Raw genomic sequence first — 19,388 nt, forward strand, 5'->3', positions numbered from 1 at the left:
GATAAGGCCGAAGGCCTTCAGCGATCCTGAGATCTTCGCGACCGTTCCGGTCGATCGCAGCCTGCGGCAGCGGCTACACAGGTCAGGCGGGCGTATCGGGCTGGTTGGCCGGATGGGCCTTCTGGAACGCCGGATGTTCGGCGGCCAGGGCGGCGACCCGGCGAATCCGCGGGTAGGCGTCCAATGGCACCTTGAAGCGCTCGGCCGCGTACAACTGGGGAATCAGGAAGGTGTCGGCCAGCCCCGGTTGCTCGCCGAAGCAATACCCCTGCTCGCCGATCAACTGCTCGACAGCCGCCAGGCCGGTGCTGATCCAGTGGCCGATCCACTCCAGCACCCGTGCCTCATCGTAGCCCCACTGGCGCAGCAGGTTCTGCGTGCTGGAGTTGTGCAGCGGATGAATATCGCAGCCGATCAGCAACGCCACCGCCCGTTCGTGGGCGCGGGCCGCCAGCTCCTGGGAGAGCAGCGGCACCTGTGGATAACGTTCTTCCAGGTATTCGACGATGGCCAGCGACTGGATCAGCAGCTCGCCGTCGTCGGTACGCAAGGCCGGCACGCGGCCTTGCGGGTTGATCCGCAGGTACTCCGGCTGGCGGTTGGCACCGCCCCCGGCGACCAGCAGGTTGACCGGCAGCGCCTGGTAGTCCAGGCCCTTGAGCGCCAGCGCGATGCGCACCCGGTAGGACGCGGTCGAACGGTAGTAGGTATAGAGCTCCATAACGCGCACCTCTTCTTAACGGGAAGGCAGGACTTTACCGCGGCATTCGCCGAAACCGATGGAGGCGAAACCCTCGCGGCGGCAGCGGCCGCGCAGGATGATTTCGTCGCCGTCCTCAAGAAACTTACGCACTTCGCCGGACGCCAGTTCGATCGGTTTCTTACCGCCTTCGGTGATTTCCAGCAGGCTGCCGAACTGGTTGATTTGCGGGCCCGACAGGGTGCCCGAACCGAACAGGTCGCCGGCCTGCAACTGGCAGCCGTTGACGCTGTGGTGAGCGACCATCTGCGCCACGGTCCAGTACATGTACTGGGTGTTGCTCAGGGTCAGGCGGTGGGCCGGCAGGCCTTGCTCGCGCATCGCTTCGGTGAGCAGCAGCACTTCCAGCTCGATGTCGAAACCACCGGCGGCCTGGTCGCGCTTGTCCAGCAGATACGGCAGCGGCTGCGGGTCGCCTTCGGGACGTGGCGTCTGGGCACGGCGGAACGGCTCCAGGGCTTCGGCCGTCACCACCCAGGGCGAGATGCTGGTGATGAAGCTTTTCGACAGGAACGGGCCCAGCGGCTGGTATTCCCAGGCCTGGATATCCCGCGCCGACCAGTCGTTGAGCAGGCAGAAGCCGGCGATGTGCTCGGCAGCGTCGCCAATGGCGATCGGCTCGCCCAGCTCATTGCCCTGGCCGATCCAGATGCCCAGCTCCAGTTCGTAGTCCAGCCGCGTGCATGGGCCGAAGGTCGGCTCGCTCTGGCCGGCGGGCAGGGTCTGGCCCTTGGGCCGGCGTACGTCGGCACCGGAAGTACGGATGGTGGAAGCGCGGCCGTGGTAACCGATCGGCACGTATTTGTAGTTCGGCAGCAACGGGTTGTCCGGGCGGAACAGCTTGCCGACGTTCTGCGCGTGCTCGATGCCGACATAGAAATCGGTGTAGTCATTGATCCTTGCCGGCAGGTGCATCTGGCAATCGGCGGCCAGGGGCAGCAGTTTCGCGCCCTGGGCCTCGACCTTGCCGCGCAGGCTGCTGCCTTCGCCGAGCAATTCCAGCAGGCGCTCGCGCAGGGCCACGCGGGCCGGGCGGCCCAGTTCGAAAAAGGCATTCAACTGGCCGCCACGGGTGGCATCCACCGCGGCCTTGGCCGGGCCCTCGAACAGCCCGGCGTCGAGCGCCGCTTCCAGGTCGAAGATGTGCTCGCCGATGGCCACGCCGCTGCGCGGCGCCGAACCCTTGTGGCTGAACACCCCCAGCGGCAGGTTCTGCAGCGGGAAGTCGGCGTGATCGTTGGCGGAGGCAACCCAGCTGCGGGTGATGGTTGGCTGATTCATGGGTTATTTCCGATTCGGGTTGAAGGTGGCGGGCAGCGAGGCCCAGCAAGCATCGTAGTCGTTCTGCAATTGCGGGCACTCCAGGGCGTACTGGCTCGGACGCAGCACCTGGCTGGTCTCGAACATGAAGGCCATGGTGTTGTCGATCTTGGCCGGTTGCAGCTCGGCGTTGATGGCCTTGGTGCAGCTTTCGCCATCCGGGCCGTGGGCGCTCATGCAGCTGTGCAGCGAAGCGCCGCCGGGTACGAAACCTTCGGCCTTGGCATCGTAGGCGCCCTGGATCAGGCCCATGTATTCGTTCATCAGGTTGCGGTGGAACCACGGCGGACGGAAGGTGTTCTCGGCCACCATCCAGCGCGGCGGGAAGATCACGAAGTCGAGGTTGGCCAGGCCGTGCACGCTGGTGGGCGAGGTCAGCACGGTAAAAATCGACGGGTCCGGGTGATCGAAGCTGACGGTGCCGATGGTATTGAAACGGCGCAGGTCATATTTGTACGGCACGTTGTTACCGTGCCAGGCCACCACGTTCAGCGGCGAATGATCCAGCTCGCAGCCCCACAGCTCGCCGAGGAATTTCTGCACCAGGGTCGTCGGCTGCTTGAGGTCTTCGTAATGGGCGACCGGGGTCAGGAAGTCCCGCGGGTTGGCCAGGCCGTTGCTGCCGATCGGCCCCAGGTCGGGCAGGCGCAGGGGCGCGCCGTGGTTTTCGGCTATATAGCCGCGCGCCTGCGGGTCCAGCAGTTCGACGCGGAACTTCAGGCCGCGGGGCAATACCGCGATCTCCAGCGGTTCGACTTCCAGCACCCCAAGCTCGGTGGCGATGCGCAGGCGACCCTGTTCGGGCACCAGCAGCAACTCGCCGTCGGCGTTGAAGAACACCCGCTCCATGGAGCGGTTGGCGCGGTAGGTGTAGATGCTGATCCCGGCCGGTTTCTGCGCTGCCGAGTTGGCGACCATGTTCACCAGGCCGTCGATGAAGTCGGTCGGCTCACTCGGAATATCCAGCGGGTTCCAGCGCAACCGGTTGGGCGTGATCTCGCCCAGCGGCCCGCCTGCCAGCTGGCGATCCAGCTTGGCGAAGGCCGGGTGGTTGGCCGATGGCTGGATACGGTACATCCAGGTGCGCCGCGCTTCGCTGCGGGCCATGGTGAAGGCCGTACCGGAGAAGAGTTCGGTGTAGAGGCCGTAAGGGGCTTTTTGCGGGGAGTTCTGGCCGACGGGCAAGGCGCCTGGCAGCGCCTCGCTGGAAAACTGGTTGCCGAAGCCCGACTGGTACGCAAGCCCGGACGCCGTGGAATCGAGGTTCATGGAGCCTCCTGGAAGTGGAGTTGGCAGCGGCCTGCGACTCCATGGGGAGAGCTCTGGGCACGCCTGCGTTATTTTTATCGTAATCCAATTACGGATAACGTAATTTGATTGGTATTGACCGTCAAGCTATAAAGACGCCCATTCGTCCCGGGATCACACCGCCTCCATGGAAAAGCCGCGCAGCACCAGCGACAGCAACGGTAAACAGAAAGTCCGCTCGGCCGAGGTCGGCACCGACATCCTCAAGGCCCTGGCCGAGCTGTCGCCGGCGACCTCGCTGTCGCGCCTGGCCGAACATGTGCAGATGCCGGCGAGCAAGGTTCACCGTTACCTGCAGGCGCTGATCGCCAGCGGCTTCGCCGAACAGAACACCGCCACCAACCACTATGGCCTGGGCCGCGAGGCCTTGCGGGTGGGCATGGCGGCGCTGGGCAGCATGGACGTGTTGAAGGTCGCCGCCCTGCCCCTGGCCGAGCTGCGCGATGAATTGAACGAGACCTGCTTCCTCGCGGTATGGGGCAACCAGGGCGCGACCGTGGTGCATATCGAACCGGCCGTGCGGGCGGTGACGGTGGTGACCCAACTGGGTTCGGTGCTGCCCTTGCTCAGCTCGTCCACCGGGCTGGTGTTCGCCGCCTACCTGCCGAATCGCGAAACCGTCGATTTGCGCGAGCAGGAACTCAAGGCCCACGCGCCCCATGCGCTGGCGGACGAGCAGGCCTATGCCGCCCTGTGCGAGCAGATCCGCCAGCGCGGCCTGCACCATGTGCACGGCCTGCTGATGCCCGGCGTGGATGCCTTGTCGGCACCGGTGTTCGACGCCACCGGCAAGGTCGCCGCCGTGCTGACGGTGGTCGGCCCGACCTCGCTGTTCCACGCCGACGAAAACGGCCCGGCGGCGCAACGCCTGCTGGCCGCGTCCCAGGCGGTGAGCTGGCGCATGGGTTACCAACCCTAGACGCGGATCCATCCAATCGTCAGCTTTGCGGCCGCTGCGCGACCGATCGCAGGCTGCGCCAGCGGCTACAACAACCCCGACCTCTGTAGCCGCTGCCGAAGGCTGCGATCGGCGGCGCAGCCGTCGTAAAAGAGGGCCACGCGGTTTAGCAGATGCACCGCGCCGTCAGGTTGGCGGCCCTGATAGCTGTCCGACCACTACATCAATCCCAACGCCTTGGCCTTGGCCACGGCCTGGGTGCGGCGCTCCACCCCGAGCTTGCTGTGAATGCGCCGCGCATGGGTCTTCACCGTGTGCAGGGAAATGAACAATTGCTCGGCGATCTGCTGGTTGGAGCTGCCCAGGGCGATCAGTTGCAGCACCTCCAGTTCCCGCTGGCTCAGCGGGCTCTCCCCTGCCGCCGGCAACGGCATGGGCGCTTCGGGTTCGGCCACCGGCTGGACGTCAAACATCCGCGGCTGACGCAGACGCAACTCATGCAGCGCCTGGTGCAGGTTGCACCGGGCACCGAGTTCCAGCCCCTCCTGCAAGGCACGGGCGGACAACGCCCGATCCCCCAGCAGGAAAGCGACCTCGGCCAGGGCCAGGTGCAACTCGGTCTGCAGGCACAGCATGCCCCGTTGCCGGGCCTGTTCGAGCAGGCGCTGCAAGTTTGCCACCGGTGCCTCGGCACGCTGCAGGTACACCTCGGCCAGCACCAGCAGGTACTCGATACGCGGAATCAGTTCGAGGGTGGCCGGTGGCGCCTGGCGCGCCTGGGGCCCGCGATAGTGACGCAGCACCCGGCTCAAGGCCTCCTGGGCCAGTTCCGGCCGCCCCTGCTGCAACCAGAACACGCTGCTGACCTGCAGCAGCACGGCGCGGTACACCGTGTCCGGGATCTGCCGTTGCTGCATCAGCCGCTCGGCATCGCGCAGGCGCACAAACGCGTGGGCATAGTCGCCCTGGTTGGCGGCCAGGAACGCCTGGCCGAGAAACCCGTACAGGGCGCGCTTGTCGTGACTGAGCAGACAGCGTTCGAGCCCGCTCTGGAAATGCCCGGCGGCCTGTTCCGCCTGCCCCTGGCGCAAGGCCAGGCGCCCTTGGCGCAAGGCGATACGACCCAGCAGCGGGCCGACCCGATAAGCCTGGCGACTCAACAATTGCTGCACATCGTCCAGCAGGCTCTGCGCCCTGTGGGGCGCCCCACGCTGCTCCAGCAGTTGGGCATGGTCCAGCTCCAACAGCGCTTCGAACAGCAATGAACCCTGGGCCCGGGCCAGGCACAGCGCCTCGCGGTTGAGCATCTGCGCCACGTCCAGTTCGCCCCGGAGCAAGGCCTGCTGGGTCAGGCCCGAAAGGCACAGCAGGCGGGTCGGCCAGGCATGGGCCGGCAGTTCGGTCAGCGCCTCGAGAAAATGCATCCGCGCCGGTTCCATCAACCCTTGCAGATGCAGCAGCCAGCCCTGCTGCGCCTGCCAGCGCGCCACCAGTTGCCGCTGCCCGGAGGCCGTCGGCTGCGGCGTGAAACGCGCCATCTGCGCCACGCAGTGTTGCGCCTGGTCGAAACGCCCGGCGAACAGCAAGGCCGCCGTCAACAGCCCGACCAACTGCGGGCTGCCGAGCAGCAGTTCCTCGCCCTGCTGCTCATGCAAACGCAACAGCAACACCACATTCTGCTGCTCGAACAGGTGCTCGAAACTGAAGTGCTGCAACAGGCTGACCGCCACTTCGTATTCCTGCGCCAGCAACGCCTGCTCGAACGCCGCCTGCCAGTCCTCCTGCGCGGCGAACCACTGGCAGGTGCGGCGATGCCAGGAGCGTCCCGCCGGCCAGGGCTCGTCGCGCATCAGCAGGGCCAGGGGCGCGAACACTTGCAGCCACTCCGGCGCAGCCTCCCAGGGTTCGATGAAGCAGCCCAGTTCCTGCAATGTCCGCAGGTACTGGGCACCCTCCCCGGCGCCGAACAAGTGCTCGCACAACGCGGCATTGAAGCGCGGCAGGTGCGCCAGCACATGCCAGACCTCGGACAGCTCCGCCGGCAACACGCTGAACAACTCGTGCTCCAGGTATTCCAGCAGGGTATTGGGTCGCCCCTGCCGGCATGGCGTGGCCACCAGCTCGCTGCCTTCGAGCAGGGCGATGCGCACCCCGGCGCACCAGCCGGCACTGCGCTGGAAAATCCGGCTGGCGGTGTGGATCGACAAAGGCTGCGGCAATTGTTGCAGCAGTCGCTCGATGTCCTCCTGGGTGAACGCCAGCTCGGGCCCCGTGCATTCGTAGAGCTGGTCGTCGAGCAGCAGCCGCGGCCAGTTGCATTGCGGCCGGCGGCGGCCGCCCAGCCACCAGGTCAGCGCCGGATTGCTGATCGCCAGCAGGCGGTCGAGCAGCAGGTCCAGCGGCGGCGCGGCGACCCGGCAGTAATCATCGAGGAACAGCCAGGTCGGGCTCTGCACCTGCGCCAGATGGTCCAGCACGGCGGCCTCGTCCGATACGGCCAGACCCAACGTCCGCGCCAGCTCGCCGCACAGTTGCTGCGGTGTCTGCGCGGCCCCGGCCTGGGGCAACCAGCACACCCGGCACCCGGCCGGCGCCTGCAACAGGCATTCGGCGAGCAGGGCCGTCTTGCCGCTGCCAGCCGGCGCACAAAGCAATTTCACCCGGGCGGGCGATGCCAGGAGCGGGGCACTCAAACGGCTGCGGGACAGGTGATGGGAGGACAAACGGGGCAGGAATCCAGGACAGGGAGTCATGGCGGTCATTGCGGCGTGCCTTTTTATAGTTTTAGCCTGCGTGCCCCCACCCTAGCCTTGTCGCCGGTGCTTGTTGAGAAGTATTCAGCGCGCTGATCCGCGCCCATAAAAAAGGCGACCAATCGGTCGCCTTTTGCCATCGTTTGTATCCCGGGCCTTACCGAACGCCGGTTGCGCGCAGGGCGGCCGGAGTGTAGTCGGCGGCCTTGGCGGCGAAACCGAACTCGAAGCTGTGCTTCTCTTCGTTCTTCATCCCCAGGGCGAGGTAGCGCCCGGCGATGATGTCGTACAGCGCTTCGAGGGTGTAGGCCGGTACCTGGGCGTTGTAATAGAACTGCGCATGCCCTTCGGCCACCCGCCACAGCTGGCCGCGACCGTCGTAGTGGTCCACCAGCGCCACCTGCCAGCTGTCCTCGTCGATGTACATGTGGCGCTTGGCGTAGATATGCCGCTCGCTCGGCTTGACCGTGCCGACCACTTCCCAGACCCGGTGTAGCTCGTAGCGGGTCAAGTCCTGGTTGATATGCCCGGCCTTGATGATGTCGTCGTACTTGAGGCTCGGCGAATCCAGCTTGTAGCTGTTGTAGGGGATGTACATCTCCTTCTTGCCCACCAGCTTCCAGTCGTAGCGGTCCGGCGCGCCGGAGAACATGTCGAAGTTGTCCGAGGTGCGCAGGCCGTCGGCGGCGGTGCCCGGCCCGTCGTAGGCCACTTGCGGGGCGCGGCGCACACGGCGCTGGCCGGCGTTGTAGATCCACGCCAGGCGCGGTTCCTTCACCTGGTCGAGGGTTTCGTGCACCAGCAGCACGTTACCGGCCAGGCGCGCCGGAGCGGTCACCGCCTGCTTGAAGAAGGTCAGCACGTTGGCGCCTTTCTCCGGGTCCAGGTCGGGGATCTGCTGCGGCACCGCCACCTCTTCCTCGAAGCGGATCGGCGTGTAGCTGCCGTTGGTCTGCGGCGTGGCCTGGGTGATGATCCGGCGCAGGTTGCCGCCGCGATAACGGGTGGTGTGGTTCCACAGCACTTCCACGCCGGTCTTCGGAATCGGGAAGGCGTAGTAGCGATTGCCGGTGAAATTGGCCAGGCCGTTGCCTTCGTTGATCGAGGTGACGTTCAACGCGCTGCGCTTGGCCGACTCGTAGATGTCCGCCGGCAGGCCGACCGTGCGGTGGGTCGGGTAGACCGGGATCTTGTAGGTTTCCGGGTAGCGCTTGAACATCGCCACCTGGCCGTCGGACAGCTTGTCCTTGTACTTGTCGACAGTGGCCGCGGTGATGGTGAACAGCGGCTTCTCGCTGGCGAACGGGTCGGCGAGGAAGCCCTTGGCATCCACCGCCCCGGCGTTCTTGCCGATACCACCGGTCCAGGCCGGGATCGAGCCGTCGGCATTGCCGGCCTTTTCCGCGCCGAGCGGGGTCAGGCTGGTGCCGAGCTTGTCCGCTTCCTGCGGGGTGACCGCCGCCATCACGTTGACCGCCAACAGGGTCAAGGCCAGGGCACCGCATTGCAAAATCGTCTTGCGCATAAAGTTGTCCTTCTTCAGGGCCGGATCAGAAGTTCACGCCGAAGCTCAACGCGAGGAAGTCGCGGTCTTTGAGGGTGTTGTAGTCACCGCCGAAAAAGTCGGTGTAACTGAGGCTGGCGGTGTAGGTGTTGCGGTAGTCGGCATCGACCCCGAGGCTCACCGCCTTGGCGCCTTCGTTGAACAGGCCATTGGGCCCGTAGCCATTGACGTCGTGGGACCAGGACAGGTTGGGCTTGAGGTTGATCCCGGCGATCAGGTTGTTGTAATCGAGGATCGCCCGGGCGCGATAACCCCAGGACGTGGCGGTGACGAAACCGTCGGTATCGCCACCGAAACCGTACTGGCCGTAGACCGAATCGCGGCCGTAGCGCAGCTGGCTTTTCGACTCCAGGCCACCGACATGCACGATCGCCGCCTCGCCCACCAGGGTCAGGCGGTCGGCGCCCAGCACCTGGTCGAAGAACTGGGTCAGGGTGCTCTGGACCTGGGTGATTTCCTTGCGCCGGTAACCGGTGTTGTCGGCGCCCGCCGAGGTCCGCACCGGCGACGCCAGGCCACCGGCGATGGGGTTGACCAGGGCCAGGGTCAGGTCGTTGGTGTTGATCTGCACCGGGGCGTTGGGCCGGTAGCTGATCTCGCCGGTCCAGGCGGTGCCGGTGGGCAGCGTGGTGGAGAAGCTGGCGCCGTACAGGCGGATGTCTTCCGGGTACTCGAGGTAGTACTGGCCACGCCCGAGCATCACGCTCTGGGCCAGGGCCGAACCGGTGCCCGGGGCGATGCGGTTGGCGGTGCTGACGATCCCCGGAATGCTCGCCAGAGTGCTGCTCCCGGCGGTGATGGTGCCAACCGTCGGGGTGCGCGCGTGGTAGTTCATGAAGTACAGCCCGTACTCGGTGTCGTCGCCCAGCCAGCGCAAGGCGGTGCCCCACTGCCCGGAGTCGCGGGCATCGCGGTCGCCGGCGCGGCCGATCACCACGCCTTCGGGGGCCACGGTGAAGCCCTGGCCGAACGCTGCGGCAATCGGTTGCAGCGGGCGGATCGCCGGGCTGCCGACGGTGTAGCCAGTGGTGCAGCCGTCCGCCACCACGTCGTTGCCGAAGAAGGTGCCGCAGTTGTCGACCACGGTCTGGTCCCACTCCAGCTGATAGAAACCTTCCACGGTCAGCTGGTCGGTCAGGCCCTGGGAAGCGAACAGCATGTTCACCGGGATCAGGCCTTCCTTGATCTCGGCACCCGGGCGGCGAAACGCCGAGACGTCGATCGGGTTGATGCTGTTGATCGAGTTGCCGATGAAGGTGCTTTCGCCCCAACTGACCACCTGCTTGCCGGCGCGCACGGTGCCCGGCAGGTCGGCGATGGAGTAGTTGTGATAGATGAAGGCATCGAGGATCTGCCCGCCGGACGACTTGGCGCCCTCCTTGCGGTTGTGGTCGCTGATGGGCTTGAACTCGCGGTCTTCGTCCTTGAGTTCGAAGTCGTACCAGTATTTGCCACGGACGAAGACGCCGGTGTCGCCGTACTTCAGTTCAAGGTCATGGATGCCCTTGAAGATCTTCGAAAAGGTCTCGCCCTTCTTGAAATTCAGGCGCCCGTCGTCGCCGGTGGAAGACTGCCCGCGACCGCCGTTGGAAACGCCCACCAGGTCCTTGTCGGCATCGCGCATGCCCCAGCTGGCGCCGATGGACAGCGAAGAATCGAACTGCCCCTCGATCTCCCCGATGTTGAATGAAACGGCCTGCGCCTGGGCGCAGCCCCCCAAGGCCACCGCGACGGCCAGCGCCCGCGGTGTGAAGATGGCGCGCATTGTTGTTTTTGTCATGCGTCTTCCCCGGTGAGTGACAGAAGGCCTCACCCTACTGCCGGCGCACAGGAGCGATAAGCGCACCAAGGAGGTATTCGCGTTGTCGCCCAAAAGGATGAATGCCCTCGCCAGCCGGGCCTTTGCGCGGTGCATCGACGGGCTGGATGGACGGGTATCAGGTGGATGGATTGCGCCCTTGCAGGGCATGTCCGCGCGACGTGCACTACTATTGCCCAGGCTGTAACAGTCCTTGTCCACAATCGCTATTTTTCATTGCACAGCCAGCCCTTATTCTGGCCTCGCTCTCACGGCAAACCGCCACGCAGAGTCGCCCAGAGGTGTGATCACGCCACCTTGGGGGCAAGAGGATTCAGAAGGTTTGAAGCAACGATATTCAGATCTTCACCGGGTGTTCACTGACGTTGATTTGTTGCTCCTTGATCTAACGTCTTCCTTCGGCCGCTGCCTTGCAGCGGCCTTTTTTATGCCCGGGGTTTTCTGTAGGAACGAGCTTGCTCGCGATAGCCGCAAAGCGGCGCTCCATCAGCCACATTGCATCATCGTTGACGATCTTCGCGAGCAAGCTCGCTCCTACAGAGGAGGCATTTCAGCCTTTGCGCTCATCGGGTTCGCAGTGGAAGCGATGCAACAGACGATGGGCCACCGGCGCCAGGATCAGACCGAAAGCGGCGACGAACACCAGGTTGGTATAGAGGCCGTAACTGGCGAAGAACAGCTTGCCCCCCGCCGTGGCGGGCATGGCCGCGGGGCCGATGCCACCAAGAACCATCGCGGCATTGAACAAGGCGTCGTCCCAGCTGACGCCCGGCTCGAAATACAGATGCCCGGCAATCCCCAGCAACAGCGAGATACCGATCAGGCCCAGGGTGGCCAGGACGTGCAGGAACAAGCGACGCAGAAACAGCAGGTGCGACAACAGCGGCTGGTTTTTTGATTCGTACATGGGCTGCCTTCCTTATGCGGTCGATGTTCGTCGAGGATAGGGACCCACGCATAAGGAGTACAGCCGCGCAGGACGCGGCTGTGGGGACGGTGCAAGCTTGGCTGGGGGAAGCCTTCAGATCGCGTATTTCTGCAGGTTCTGCATCATCTCTTTCAAGGCTTCGATGTTGTCCTTGGGGTGCGCCGCGCCTTCGAAGTCGCAGATCTGCTGCCAGTGGGCGGCGACATCTTCCGGGGAAAAACCTTCACGCGGATCGAAGCCCAGGCCCAGGCTGCGCTCCCAGCGCACCTTGCCCATCCAGCCGCCGCCGACCTCGAACAGGCCGGAGGTCTCCTGGCAGTTCTCGCTGCCCAGGTACACCACCAGCGGGCTGACCAGTTCCGGCTTGAGTTGCTCGAACACCTGGGGCGGGATCAGCCCTTCGGTCATCCGCGTGCCGCCGGTTGGCGCGATGGCGTTGACCAGGATGTTGTTCTTGCGGCCTTCGATGGCCAGGGTGCGGGTCAGGCCGTAGAGGCCGAGCTTGGCCATGCCGTAGTTGGACTGGCCGAAGTTGCCGTAGATGCCGGAGGTGGACGCGGTGAAGATCACCCGGCCATAACCCTGCTCGCGCATGTACGGCCAGGCGGCGCGGGTCACCTTGTAGGCGCCTTCGACATGGACGCGGTACACCAGGTCCCAATCGGCGTCTTCCATCTTGTGGAAGGTCTTGTCGCGCAGGATGCCGGCGTTGTTCACCACCACATCCACCCGGCCGAAGGCATCCAGGGCGTTCTGCACGATCTTGTCGCCGTCGGTCACCGAGTCGTGGTTGGCCTCGGCGATGCCGCCGGCTTCGCGAATCTGCGCCACCACCCGGTCGGCCGCCGAGGCATTGGCGCCCTCGCCCTGGGTCGAACCGCCCAGGTCGTTGACCAGGACCTTCGCCCCGTGCCGGGCGAACAGCAATGCATGAGCCTGCCCCAGACCGCCGCCGGCACCGGTGACGATCACGACTTTATTCTCGAAGCGCACAGACTCACTCATACCGAACTCCCACAGGCCAGATGGACAACAGACGGACAATGGCTTCGAGTGTCAGGCACGCGGCTGGCGGTCACAATAAACACGGCTGAAGCTGAATGGTGCGCAATAAGGCAGGGGGATGATCGAGGGGGAACGACGGCGTGGGCCGCATCGGCGTCTGGCATGCACAGGCCAAGGCCGCAGAACCGCGGTAGCTACGGACAGCGCGGGGCGCTCAGGAGCAGGCCAGTTTTCGCGGTGGAAACTCCAGGCTTTCGCGAAAGGCCAGATAATGCTTGAGCACCTGGACCGGGGCCTCGGTCTGCGGGTAGTGACCGATCCCGGCCAGCAGCACGGTATCCGGGGCGGGGATCAGTTGGCAGTAGCGCTCGACCATGTGCGCCCCGGAAATCGGATCCACCGCGCCGTCGATCACCCGTAGCGGCACCTCGCCGCGCTGCATCGCACTCACCCAACGGTCGCGCTGCACCCGGCGCTCGGGAATGTAGCCGATCAACTTGTGCAGGATCCGCGGGCCGTTATTGGCCTCCACCAGGCTCCAGAAGTCATCCAGCACGCTTTCGCTGGGCCGGGTCTGCGGGCCGAAAATCTGGCTGAAACTCTTGGCCAGGCCCTCACGGCTGAAGGCGCGACCGAGCATCCAGCCCAGCGGGCTGAGCAGCAGCTTCTGCGTCAGCACCGGGCGATGGGTTTCCGGGAACAGGCCGCCGTTGAGGAACACACAGCTGGCCATGTTGCAACGCTCTTCGTAGTGCCGGGCGAGCATTTCCTGGGCGACGCTGTCGCCATAGTCGTGGGCCAGCAGATGCACGGGGCTATCGATCCCCAGATGCTCGAGCAAGGCCTGCTGCAGGTCCGCCTGTTCCAGCAGGCTGTACTCGTGGTCCCGCGGCTTGGCCGAATCGCCAAACCCCAGCATGTCGCAGGCGATCACCCGATAGCGCTGCGCCAGGGGCTGCCACAGGTAATGCCAGTCCCAGGCGGCGGTGGGAAAACCATGGATCAGCAGCAGCGGCTCGCCCTGCCCCGCGGTCCAGTAGCGAATGGCATGGCCGCGAAACGCGAAGCTATGTCCGCGCTTGCGCCACACGCACAGAGGAATCTCGGCCATAGGCATCAGAGTTTATAACCCGCGTCTTGTTTATCGAGTTTGCGCAGCAGTGCCGGCCATGCCAGCGCGCCGCCCATGCCTTGAGCGCTTTTGGTGACCCCGGCGATCATCGCCTTGGCCCCGGCCAGAATCTGCGGCTCGATGGCGATCAGTTGCGCCGCACCGTTCTGCGCCAGCACCTGGATCTCGCAGGCGCGCTGGAAGGTGAACATCATCAGGAAGGTGTCGGCGATGGTGCCGCCACAGGTCAGCAGACCGTGGTTGTGCAGCATCAGGAAATTGCTGTCGCCGAGGTCGGCCTGCAGCCGGGCCTTTTCCTCGTGGTTCAGGGCCACGCCCTCATAGGCGTGATAGGCCAGGCTCGACAGCACGAACAGCGATTGCTGGCTGATGGGCAACACCCCCTGCTGCTGCGCGGACACCGCGACCCCGGCCGCGGTGTGGGTGTGCAGCACACAGGCCACATCGTGCCGCACTTCGTGCACGGCGCTGTGGATGGTGTAGCCGGCGGGGTTGATCTCGTAGGGGCTGTCCATCAGCTTGTTGCCGGCCTGGTCGACCTTCACCAGGCTGGAGGCGGTGATCTCATGGAACATCAGGCCGAACGGGTTGATCAGGAAATCTTCGGTGCCAGGGACCTTGGCGGAAATGTGGGTGAAGATCAGATCGTCCCAGCCATGCATCGCCACCAGGCGGTAGCAGGCGGCCAGGTCGACGCGGGTTTGCCATTCGGCGGTGCTGACCTGGTCTTTCACACTCGATGTCGATTGAACGGAGGATAGGCTCACGGCAAGGACCTCAGTGACGGCAGTTTTTTTATTATTTTTTCGGACGTGGGGTCAGTCTAGTCAGCCCCTCGGGTTCAGGTAGTTGCCTTGGCAGCCAGCTTACTGACCGAGCGGGTCAGTGGTTATTTTAGTTGCAATCGGCACAGGTCAAACGTCAAAGCAACGACGCCAATAAAGGGGCGGCGAACAGGTTCAGCAGGCCCGTGAGGACCATCACCAACCCAGCCACCGAGCCCTCTTCGCCGCCGACTTCATGGGCGCGGCTGACCCCCGCGCCGTGGGCGCCGACCCCGAACAAAGCACCGCGAGCCAGGGCGCTGCGCAGCGGCAGCCACTTGAGCAGGACACCGCCAAGCATGGCGCCGAACACCCCGGTAAACATCACGAACACCGCCGTCAGTTCGGGCACGCCGCCCAGGTCATGGGCCAGCGGCATGGCGAAGGGCGTGGTGATCGAACGCGGCACCAGCGACATAGTCACCGAGCTGTCCAGGGCCAGCACCCGCGCCAGTCCGAAGGAGCTGGCGATAGACGCCGCGCTGCCGGTCAGCATGCCCAGGAGCAAGGCCGACCAATGCCGCGCCAACAGCTGCCGCTGCTGCCAGATCGGCACTGCGAAAGCCACGGTGACCGGCCCCAGCACCAGCATCAGCCAATGGGTATTGGCGGCGTATTCGGCATAGGCGGTGTGCAGCGGCACGGCGATCGCCAACAGCAGGGCCGGCACCAGGATCAGCGGCGACAGCAGGTAGCGCCCGGTGCGCCGGTAGATCCAGCGGCTGAACAGATAGGCCGCGAGCGTCAGCAGCAGCCAGAACATCGGCATGGGTTCAAGCGTCATGGCGCATTCTCCAGCGGCACACCCACTCCACCGTGAACGCGGTGACCAGCATCACCATCAGCGTACTGACGCCAATCACCAGCAGGATCCGCCAGCCGTCCTGGCGCAGCAGGCCGCCGTAGTCCAGCAGGCTCATCAGCGCCGGAATGAAGAACAGCAGCATCTCGGCCATCAGCAGGCCCGCGCCCATTTGCAGCGCCGCCGGCTTGACCCAGCCCAGGGCAAACGCCAGCAACAGCAGGGCCAGGCCGATCACGCCGCCAGGAATCGGCCACGCCAGCCACCCGGCCAGCTGGCAGCCGAACAGATAAATAGCCAGCAACACCGCCAGTTCGGATAACAGGCGACCCAGGTGTTTCAAGGTGGAAGCGTTCATGGAATTCGGTCCTCGCAGGCCTGCATTTTAGGCAAGCGCCTGCCATCACCGAAGCGAATTGTTAGACTAGAAGCCATTCCAGAATAGAATTAAGGCACGGACCCAAAACATGGACTTCAAACAACTGCGCAGTTTTGTCGAAGTGATTCACCAGGGCGGCTTCACCCAGGCCGCCAAGACCCTGCACATCAGCCAGTCGGCGGTGAGCAAGCAAATCGCCCAGCTGGAGCAGAGCCTGGGCACGCCATTGCTGGATCGCCAGGGCTCGCACATTCATCTCACCGCCGCCGGCAGCGTGGTGCTGCAACGCGCCGAAGGCATGCTGCGCCTGCGCAATGAGTTGCTCAGCGAGCTGGACGACCTGAGCCTGTTGGCCCGTGGGGAATTGCGCCTGGGCCTGCCCCTGCTGGGCAGCGACGCACTGTTCGCCGGCCTGTTCGCCGAGTACCGCAGGCGCTACCCGAACATCAGCGTGCAGTTGCTTGAAGGCGGCAGCCTGAATATCGAGCAGGCGGTGCTCAACGGCGAACTGGAGATCGGCGGCAGCCTGACACCCAAGGATCCAACCTTCGCCTACCAGCCTTTCTGCGACGAACCGCTGGATGCCTTGCTACCGGCCGATCATCCACTGGCGATCAAGGCTCAGGTGCGCCTGGAGGAACTGGCGGACACGCCGTTCCTGCTTTATCAGCGCAGTTTCGTGCTCAACGACCGGCTGTTGCAGGCCTGTCAGCAGGTGGGGTTCACCCCGAAGGAAGGTGGGCGCAGCGGCCAGGCGGACTTTCTCGCCGCCCTGGTGGCCGCCGGGCAAGGCGTGGTGCTGTTGCCCAGCGTGGTGGCGCGCGGCCTGGTGCGGCCCGGCGTGGTACGCCTGACGCTGCAAGCGCCCGACTACCTGCGCTGGGACATCGCCTTCATCTGGCGCCAGGGCGCCTATCTGTCCAAGGCCGCGCAAGCCTGGCTGGCGCTTTTGCGCGAGCGGCCGGTCAGCCGCGCAGAGCGCTGATCAACTCGGCCAGCCAAGGCTCGGCGTCGGTTTCCGGGGTCACGCTTTCGCTGGCGTCCAGGCGCAGCATTGCCAGCACTTCACGCACGCCCAGCTCGGCGAACAGCTCGCGCATCTGCTCGCCACCGCCACAGAAGGTGTCGCCATAACTCGAATCGCCCAGGCCGATCACCGCGCCGGGCAAACCGCGCCAGGCCGCCGGCAGTTGATCACGAATGGCCGAATACAGCGGCAGCAGGTTGTCCGGCAACTCGCCCATGCCGGTGGTCGAGGTCACGGCCAGGAACGCCTCGGGGCCGAACGCCTGGACATCCGCCAGGGTCGCACGCGGGTTGTGCCAGGCCTCGAAACCTGCGGCATTGAGGAGTTTGGCGGCGTGCCGGGCGACTTCTTCAGCCGTGCCGTACACCGAGCCGGAAAGGATGGCGACTTTCATCAATCTGATCCTGAAGCTGAGTAAAAGACTGGGATATTAACAGTTGCGCGAAAAAATCCAGCCTTGTAGCGCGATTTACCCATAATGGCCAGTGGACAGCTTCGCGCCATGTCTTAGAATTGCCGCCATCTGCCGATCGACTGCGGAAAGCCTCCGATGATCAACGCCCATCTGCTGCAACTGGTGATCAACGCCTCCAACGACGGGATTGTCGTGGCCGAACAGGAAGGCGAAGACAACATCATCATCTACGTCAACCCGGCGTTCGAACGGCTCACCGGCTACAGCGCCGACGAGGTGCTGTACCAGGATTGCCGCTTTCTCCAGTCGGGCGACCGGGACCAGCCGGCAATCCCGCTGATTCGCCAGGCCTTGGATAGCGGCCAGCCCTGCCGCCAGGTGCTGCGCAACTACCGCAAGGACGGCAGTCACTTCTGGAACGAACTGTCGATCACCCCGGTGTTCAACGAAAGCGACCAGTTGACCTATTTTGTCGGGGTGCAGAAAGATGTGACGGCCCAGGTCAAGGCCCAGCAACGGCTGGCGCAGGTGGAAAAGGAGCTGGCCGAAACCCGCGCGGAACTCGCCGCTTTCCAGGCGACGAGCGGCTCTAACAAGATGCCGAATTAGTTGTCAGTACGCTTAATCACCAATGATTTTTTCACCTTCCCCTTCGAGCAACATCATGCGCCGTGACGCTCTCCTCACCCAGGATGAACTGGACTTCATTCAGACCATGCAGCACAACCCGCAACTCAACATGCGGGATGCGAACTCGAGCCTGCTGGTGAATGGGGGCTCACAGATCCGCGACCTGCTCACCCGCCTGGCGGCCAATGAGCAAGTGACCATTCAGGCGCACTTTGAAAACCAGCAGATGACCTTTCCCCTGCACCTGGTGGAAGACGAGTTCCACGCGCTGCATCTGCGCCTGGGCGTGCCGAGCATCTTCGAGGATGGGCCGAGGGTCCGCCCCTGGCGCCTGACGCTGGCGGAGCCGGTGGCCTTGGAAAACGCCAAGGGGCAGCCCACTGCGCTGTGGGTGCATGAGGTGTCGTTCAACAGCGTGTTGCTGGAAATCCGCAACCGGGCCAAAGCGCCAAAGCAGTTCGCCCAGTGGTTCAGCCCGTCGGGCTACGAGCGCATCGCCCTGCGCGGCCGCCTCGAGCGCCAGACCAACGCCGGTTTCTATGCCTATCGGTTGAACCAGAGCGACACGGATGAAACCGAGCGCCTGCGCCAGTTCATCCTGCAACAGCACCGCCTGGCACACCCCAACCTGCATATCTGAAATCGCAGCTTTTGGCTGCCTGGGTATGCGCTCAGGTATCGAGCGTACCGCTGAGAAACTGCCGCAGGCGCTGCATCATCAAACGCCCGTCACTCCCCAGGCAGCCCACCGGCGAAGCACTCAGGCTGTCCTGGGCCAGCTCGGCGACATCTCCCGCCAGCATCAGCGGACACTCCAGGGTCAGCGCCAGGCGGTTCAAGCGTCGAGGCAACTCCGGCGCCGGCGCGTGATTGGAAAACAGCACCAGCGCCTGGGGCTTGATCTTCTCGCAGACCAGGGTCAGCTCGTCGAACGGCTGCCCCAGCGCCAACACCCGGACTTCCAACTCGGCACTGCCCAGCATCAGCGCCGCCACCAGCAATTCCAGCTCCCGGCATTGCCCGGCAAGCGCCGCCAGCAGCACCGGGTGCAGCGCTTGGCCGCGCTGCAACAGCAGGCGCTGGGAGACCCGCGAACGCAGGAAGTGATCGAAGAACAGCCATTCGCTGGTGTGGCCGTAAGGTTCCTGGTGCTGCGCCAGTTGCCGCCAGAACGGCATGAGGATGTCCTGGAACACCACTGACAGCGAATAGCTGGAGAAGATCTGGCCGTACAGCCGCTCCAGGTGCGGCTCGTCGAAGCCGCCGACCGCCCGCTTGAGTTGCCCCTGCCACTGCAGGTAATCGTCCGATGCGCTGTTGCCCGGCATGGCCTGCGGCGCCTCGCGGGCGGCCCGGGTCTTGGCGAGGATCTTGCCGACCTTGCTGACCGCAACACCCCGATCGATCCAGCCGAGGATCTCGCGGACCGTCTCGACATCGTGCATCGAATACAAACGGTGCCCACTTTCGGTGCGCGTCGGCTGGATCAATCCATAACGACGCTCCCAGGCCCGCAGGGTCACCGGGTTGATCCCCGTCAACCGTGAAACTTCCCGGATTGGAAACAGATCGTCCTGCGAGGGTTGGTCGAGGGGCTGTGTCGGGCGGGAAAGTTCAGTAATAACGGGCATCTGGGCAGAAAACACCGATGGATAAAGTGACAGCCATTCTACTCCCCATCGGTGACAGTTCTTCAACACAGGGCGAATCGACCGCTGCCTCTGGTGTATTTGTCACAATCAGGAATAATCCTTGCTTGCTTTCACGACGCAGCCCAACACCCCGGTGCTGCGTCCGGCGTACGGCCTTACCCAGGCAGCGCAT

The 19,388-nt window shown here is 64.6% G+C and carries 19 protein-coding genes; 4 read left to right on the forward strand and 15 right to left on the reverse strand.

The window, feature by feature from the left end:
- Nucleotides 1-82 precede the first annotated feature (82 nt).
- Genes maiA through hmgA form a run of 3 tightly spaced genes read right to left on the reverse strand, consistent with a single transcriptional unit; the run spans nt 83 to nt 3,349 of the window.
- Entirely contained in the window at nt 83-721 is a 639-nt protein-coding gene (gene maiA / locus J4E58_RS04345) for a maleylacetoacetate isomerase (RefSeq protein WP_087091281.1), read from the reverse strand.
- Between the two features lie 15 nt (nt 722-736).
- The gene (fahA, locus tag J4E58_RS04350) at nt 737-2,041 is read right to left on the reverse strand and encodes a fumarylacetoacetase (protein ID WP_087091280.1); all 1,305 of its coding nucleotides are present in this window, start codon (nt 2,039-2,041) and stop codon (nt 737-739) included.
- A gap of 3 nt (nt 2,042-2,044) precedes the next feature.
- Nucleotides 2,045-3,349 (reverse strand): homogentisate 1,2-dioxygenase, encoded by a 1,305-nt coding sequence (gene hmgA, locus J4E58_RS04355; protein ID WP_087091279.1) that lies wholly within the window; start codon nt 3,347-3,349, stop codon nt 2,045-2,047.
- Nucleotides 3,350-3,515: 166 nt separating this feature from the next.
- Here hmgA and J4E58_RS04360 point away from each other — a divergent pair, with 166 nt between their 5' ends.
- The gene (locus J4E58_RS04360) at nt 3,516-4,307 is read left to right on the forward strand and encodes an IclR family transcriptional regulator (protein ID WP_087091278.1); all 792 of its coding nucleotides are present in this window, start codon (nt 3,516-3,518) and stop codon (nt 4,305-4,307) included.
- A gap of 197 nt (nt 4,308-4,504) precedes the next feature.
- Here J4E58_RS04360 and J4E58_RS04365 read toward each other — a convergent pair whose 3' ends face one another.
- The 10 genes from J4E58_RS04365 to J4E58_RS04410 all read right to left on the reverse strand — a co-directional run bounded on the left by J4E58_RS04365 (nt 4,505) and on the right by J4E58_RS04410 (nt 15,471).
- Nucleotides 4,505-7,048, reverse strand: coding sequence for a LuxR C-terminal-related transcriptional regulator (locus tag J4E58_RS04365; protein WP_087091277.1), 2,544 nt, complete (start codon nt 7,046-7,048; stop codon nt 4,505-4,507).
- Nucleotides 7,049-7,196: 148 nt separating this feature from the next.
- Nucleotides 7,197-8,564 carry a DUF1329 domain-containing protein gene (locus tag J4E58_RS04370; RefSeq protein WP_087091276.1) on the reverse strand — a complete coding sequence of 456 codons (1,368 nt, stop codon included), beginning with the start codon at nt 8,562-8,564 and terminating at the stop codon, nt 7,197-7,199.
- 25 nt (nt 8,565-8,589) lie between these two features.
- Complete coding sequence (locus J4E58_RS04375) at nt 8,590-10,383, reverse strand: DUF1302 domain-containing protein (RefSeq protein ID WP_009042224.1); 1,794 nt, start codon at nt 10,381-10,383, stop codon at nt 8,590-8,592.
- A 424-nt stretch (nt 10,384-10,807) separates the two neighbouring features.
- Entirely contained in the window at nt 10,808-10,948 is a 141-nt protein-coding gene (locus J4E58_RS04380) for a hypothetical protein (RefSeq protein WP_156376433.1), read from the reverse strand.
- Nucleotides 10,949-10,972: 24 nt separating this feature from the next.
- Complete coding sequence (locus J4E58_RS04385; RefSeq protein ID WP_087091275.1) at nt 10,973-11,329, reverse strand: hypothetical protein; 357 nt, start codon at nt 11,327-11,329, stop codon at nt 10,973-10,975.
- Between the two features lie 114 nt (nt 11,330-11,443).
- Nucleotides 11,444-12,355 (reverse strand): SDR family oxidoreductase, encoded by a 912-nt coding sequence (locus tag J4E58_RS04390; RefSeq protein ID WP_087091274.1) that lies wholly within the window; start codon nt 12,353-12,355, stop codon nt 11,444-11,446.
- A 214-nt stretch (nt 12,356-12,569) separates the two neighbouring features.
- Nucleotides 12,570-13,472, reverse strand: coding sequence for an alpha/beta fold hydrolase (locus J4E58_RS04395; RefSeq protein ID WP_087091273.1), 903 nt, complete (start codon nt 13,470-13,472; stop codon nt 12,570-12,572).
- Nucleotides 13,472-14,254, reverse strand: a complete 783-nt coding sequence (locus tag J4E58_RS04400; RefSeq protein WP_053259672.1) for a class II aldolase/adducin family protein — start codon at nt 14,252-14,254, stop codon at nt 13,472-13,474. Before J4E58_RS04400 ends, J4E58_RS04395 begins: the two co-directional genes overlap by 1 nt.
- A gap of 154 nt (nt 14,255-14,408) precedes the next feature.
- Nucleotides 14,409-15,095, reverse strand: coding sequence for an LrgB family protein (locus J4E58_RS04405; RefSeq protein WP_087091272.1), 687 nt, complete (start codon nt 15,093-15,095; stop codon nt 14,409-14,411).
- Complete coding sequence (locus J4E58_RS04410) at nt 15,085-15,471, reverse strand: CidA/LrgA family protein (RefSeq protein WP_007929806.1); 387 nt, start codon at nt 15,469-15,471, stop codon at nt 15,085-15,087. The genes J4E58_RS04405 and J4E58_RS04410 overlap by 11 nt, the downstream gene beginning before the upstream one ends.
- Before the next feature lie 109 nt (nt 15,472-15,580).
- On the opposite strand from J4E58_RS04410, the gene J4E58_RS04415 reads away from it, so the two are divergent.
- Nucleotides 15,581-16,477 carry a LysR family transcriptional regulator gene (locus tag J4E58_RS04415; RefSeq protein ID WP_007929807.1) on the forward strand — a complete coding sequence of 299 codons (897 nt, stop codon included), beginning with the start codon at nt 15,581-15,583 and terminating at the stop codon, nt 16,475-16,477.
- Here J4E58_RS04415 and J4E58_RS04420 read toward each other — a convergent pair.
- A complete protein-coding gene (locus J4E58_RS04420; protein WP_053259670.1) occupies nt 16,458-16,913 on the reverse strand; it encodes a flavodoxin in 456 nt (151 codons plus the stop codon). The two genes, J4E58_RS04415 and J4E58_RS04420, sit on opposite strands and share 20 nt — an antisense overlap.
- Before the next feature lie 156 nt (nt 16,914-17,069).
- On the opposite strand from J4E58_RS04420, the gene J4E58_RS04425 reads away from it, so the two are divergent.
- Both J4E58_RS04425 and J4E58_RS04430 read left to right on the forward strand, forming a co-directional pair.
- On the forward strand, nt 17,070-17,543 hold the full coding sequence (locus J4E58_RS04425; protein WP_087091271.1) for a PAS domain-containing protein: 474 nt from the start codon (nt 17,070-17,072) through the stop codon (nt 17,541-17,543).
- A gap of 55 nt (nt 17,544-17,598) precedes the next feature.
- On the forward strand, nt 17,599-18,204 hold the full coding sequence (locus tag J4E58_RS04430; protein ID WP_087091270.1) for a hypothetical protein: 606 nt from the start codon (nt 17,599-17,601) through the stop codon (nt 18,202-18,204).
- A gap of 31 nt (nt 18,205-18,235) precedes the next feature.
- Here J4E58_RS04430 and J4E58_RS04435 read toward each other — a convergent pair whose 3' ends face one another.
- Nucleotides 18,236-19,195 (reverse strand): MerR family transcriptional regulator, encoded by a 960-nt coding sequence (locus tag J4E58_RS04435; protein ID WP_087091269.1) that lies wholly within the window; start codon nt 19,193-19,195, stop codon nt 18,236-18,238.
- Nucleotides 19,196-19,388: the final 193 nt, after the last annotated feature.

The sequence above is a fragment of the Pseudomonas sp. FW305-25 genome (assembly GCF_017351415.1).
GTDB classification, from domain to species: domain Bacteria; phylum Pseudomonadota; class Gammaproteobacteria; order Pseudomonadales; family Pseudomonadaceae; genus Aquipseudomonas; species Aquipseudomonas chlororaphis.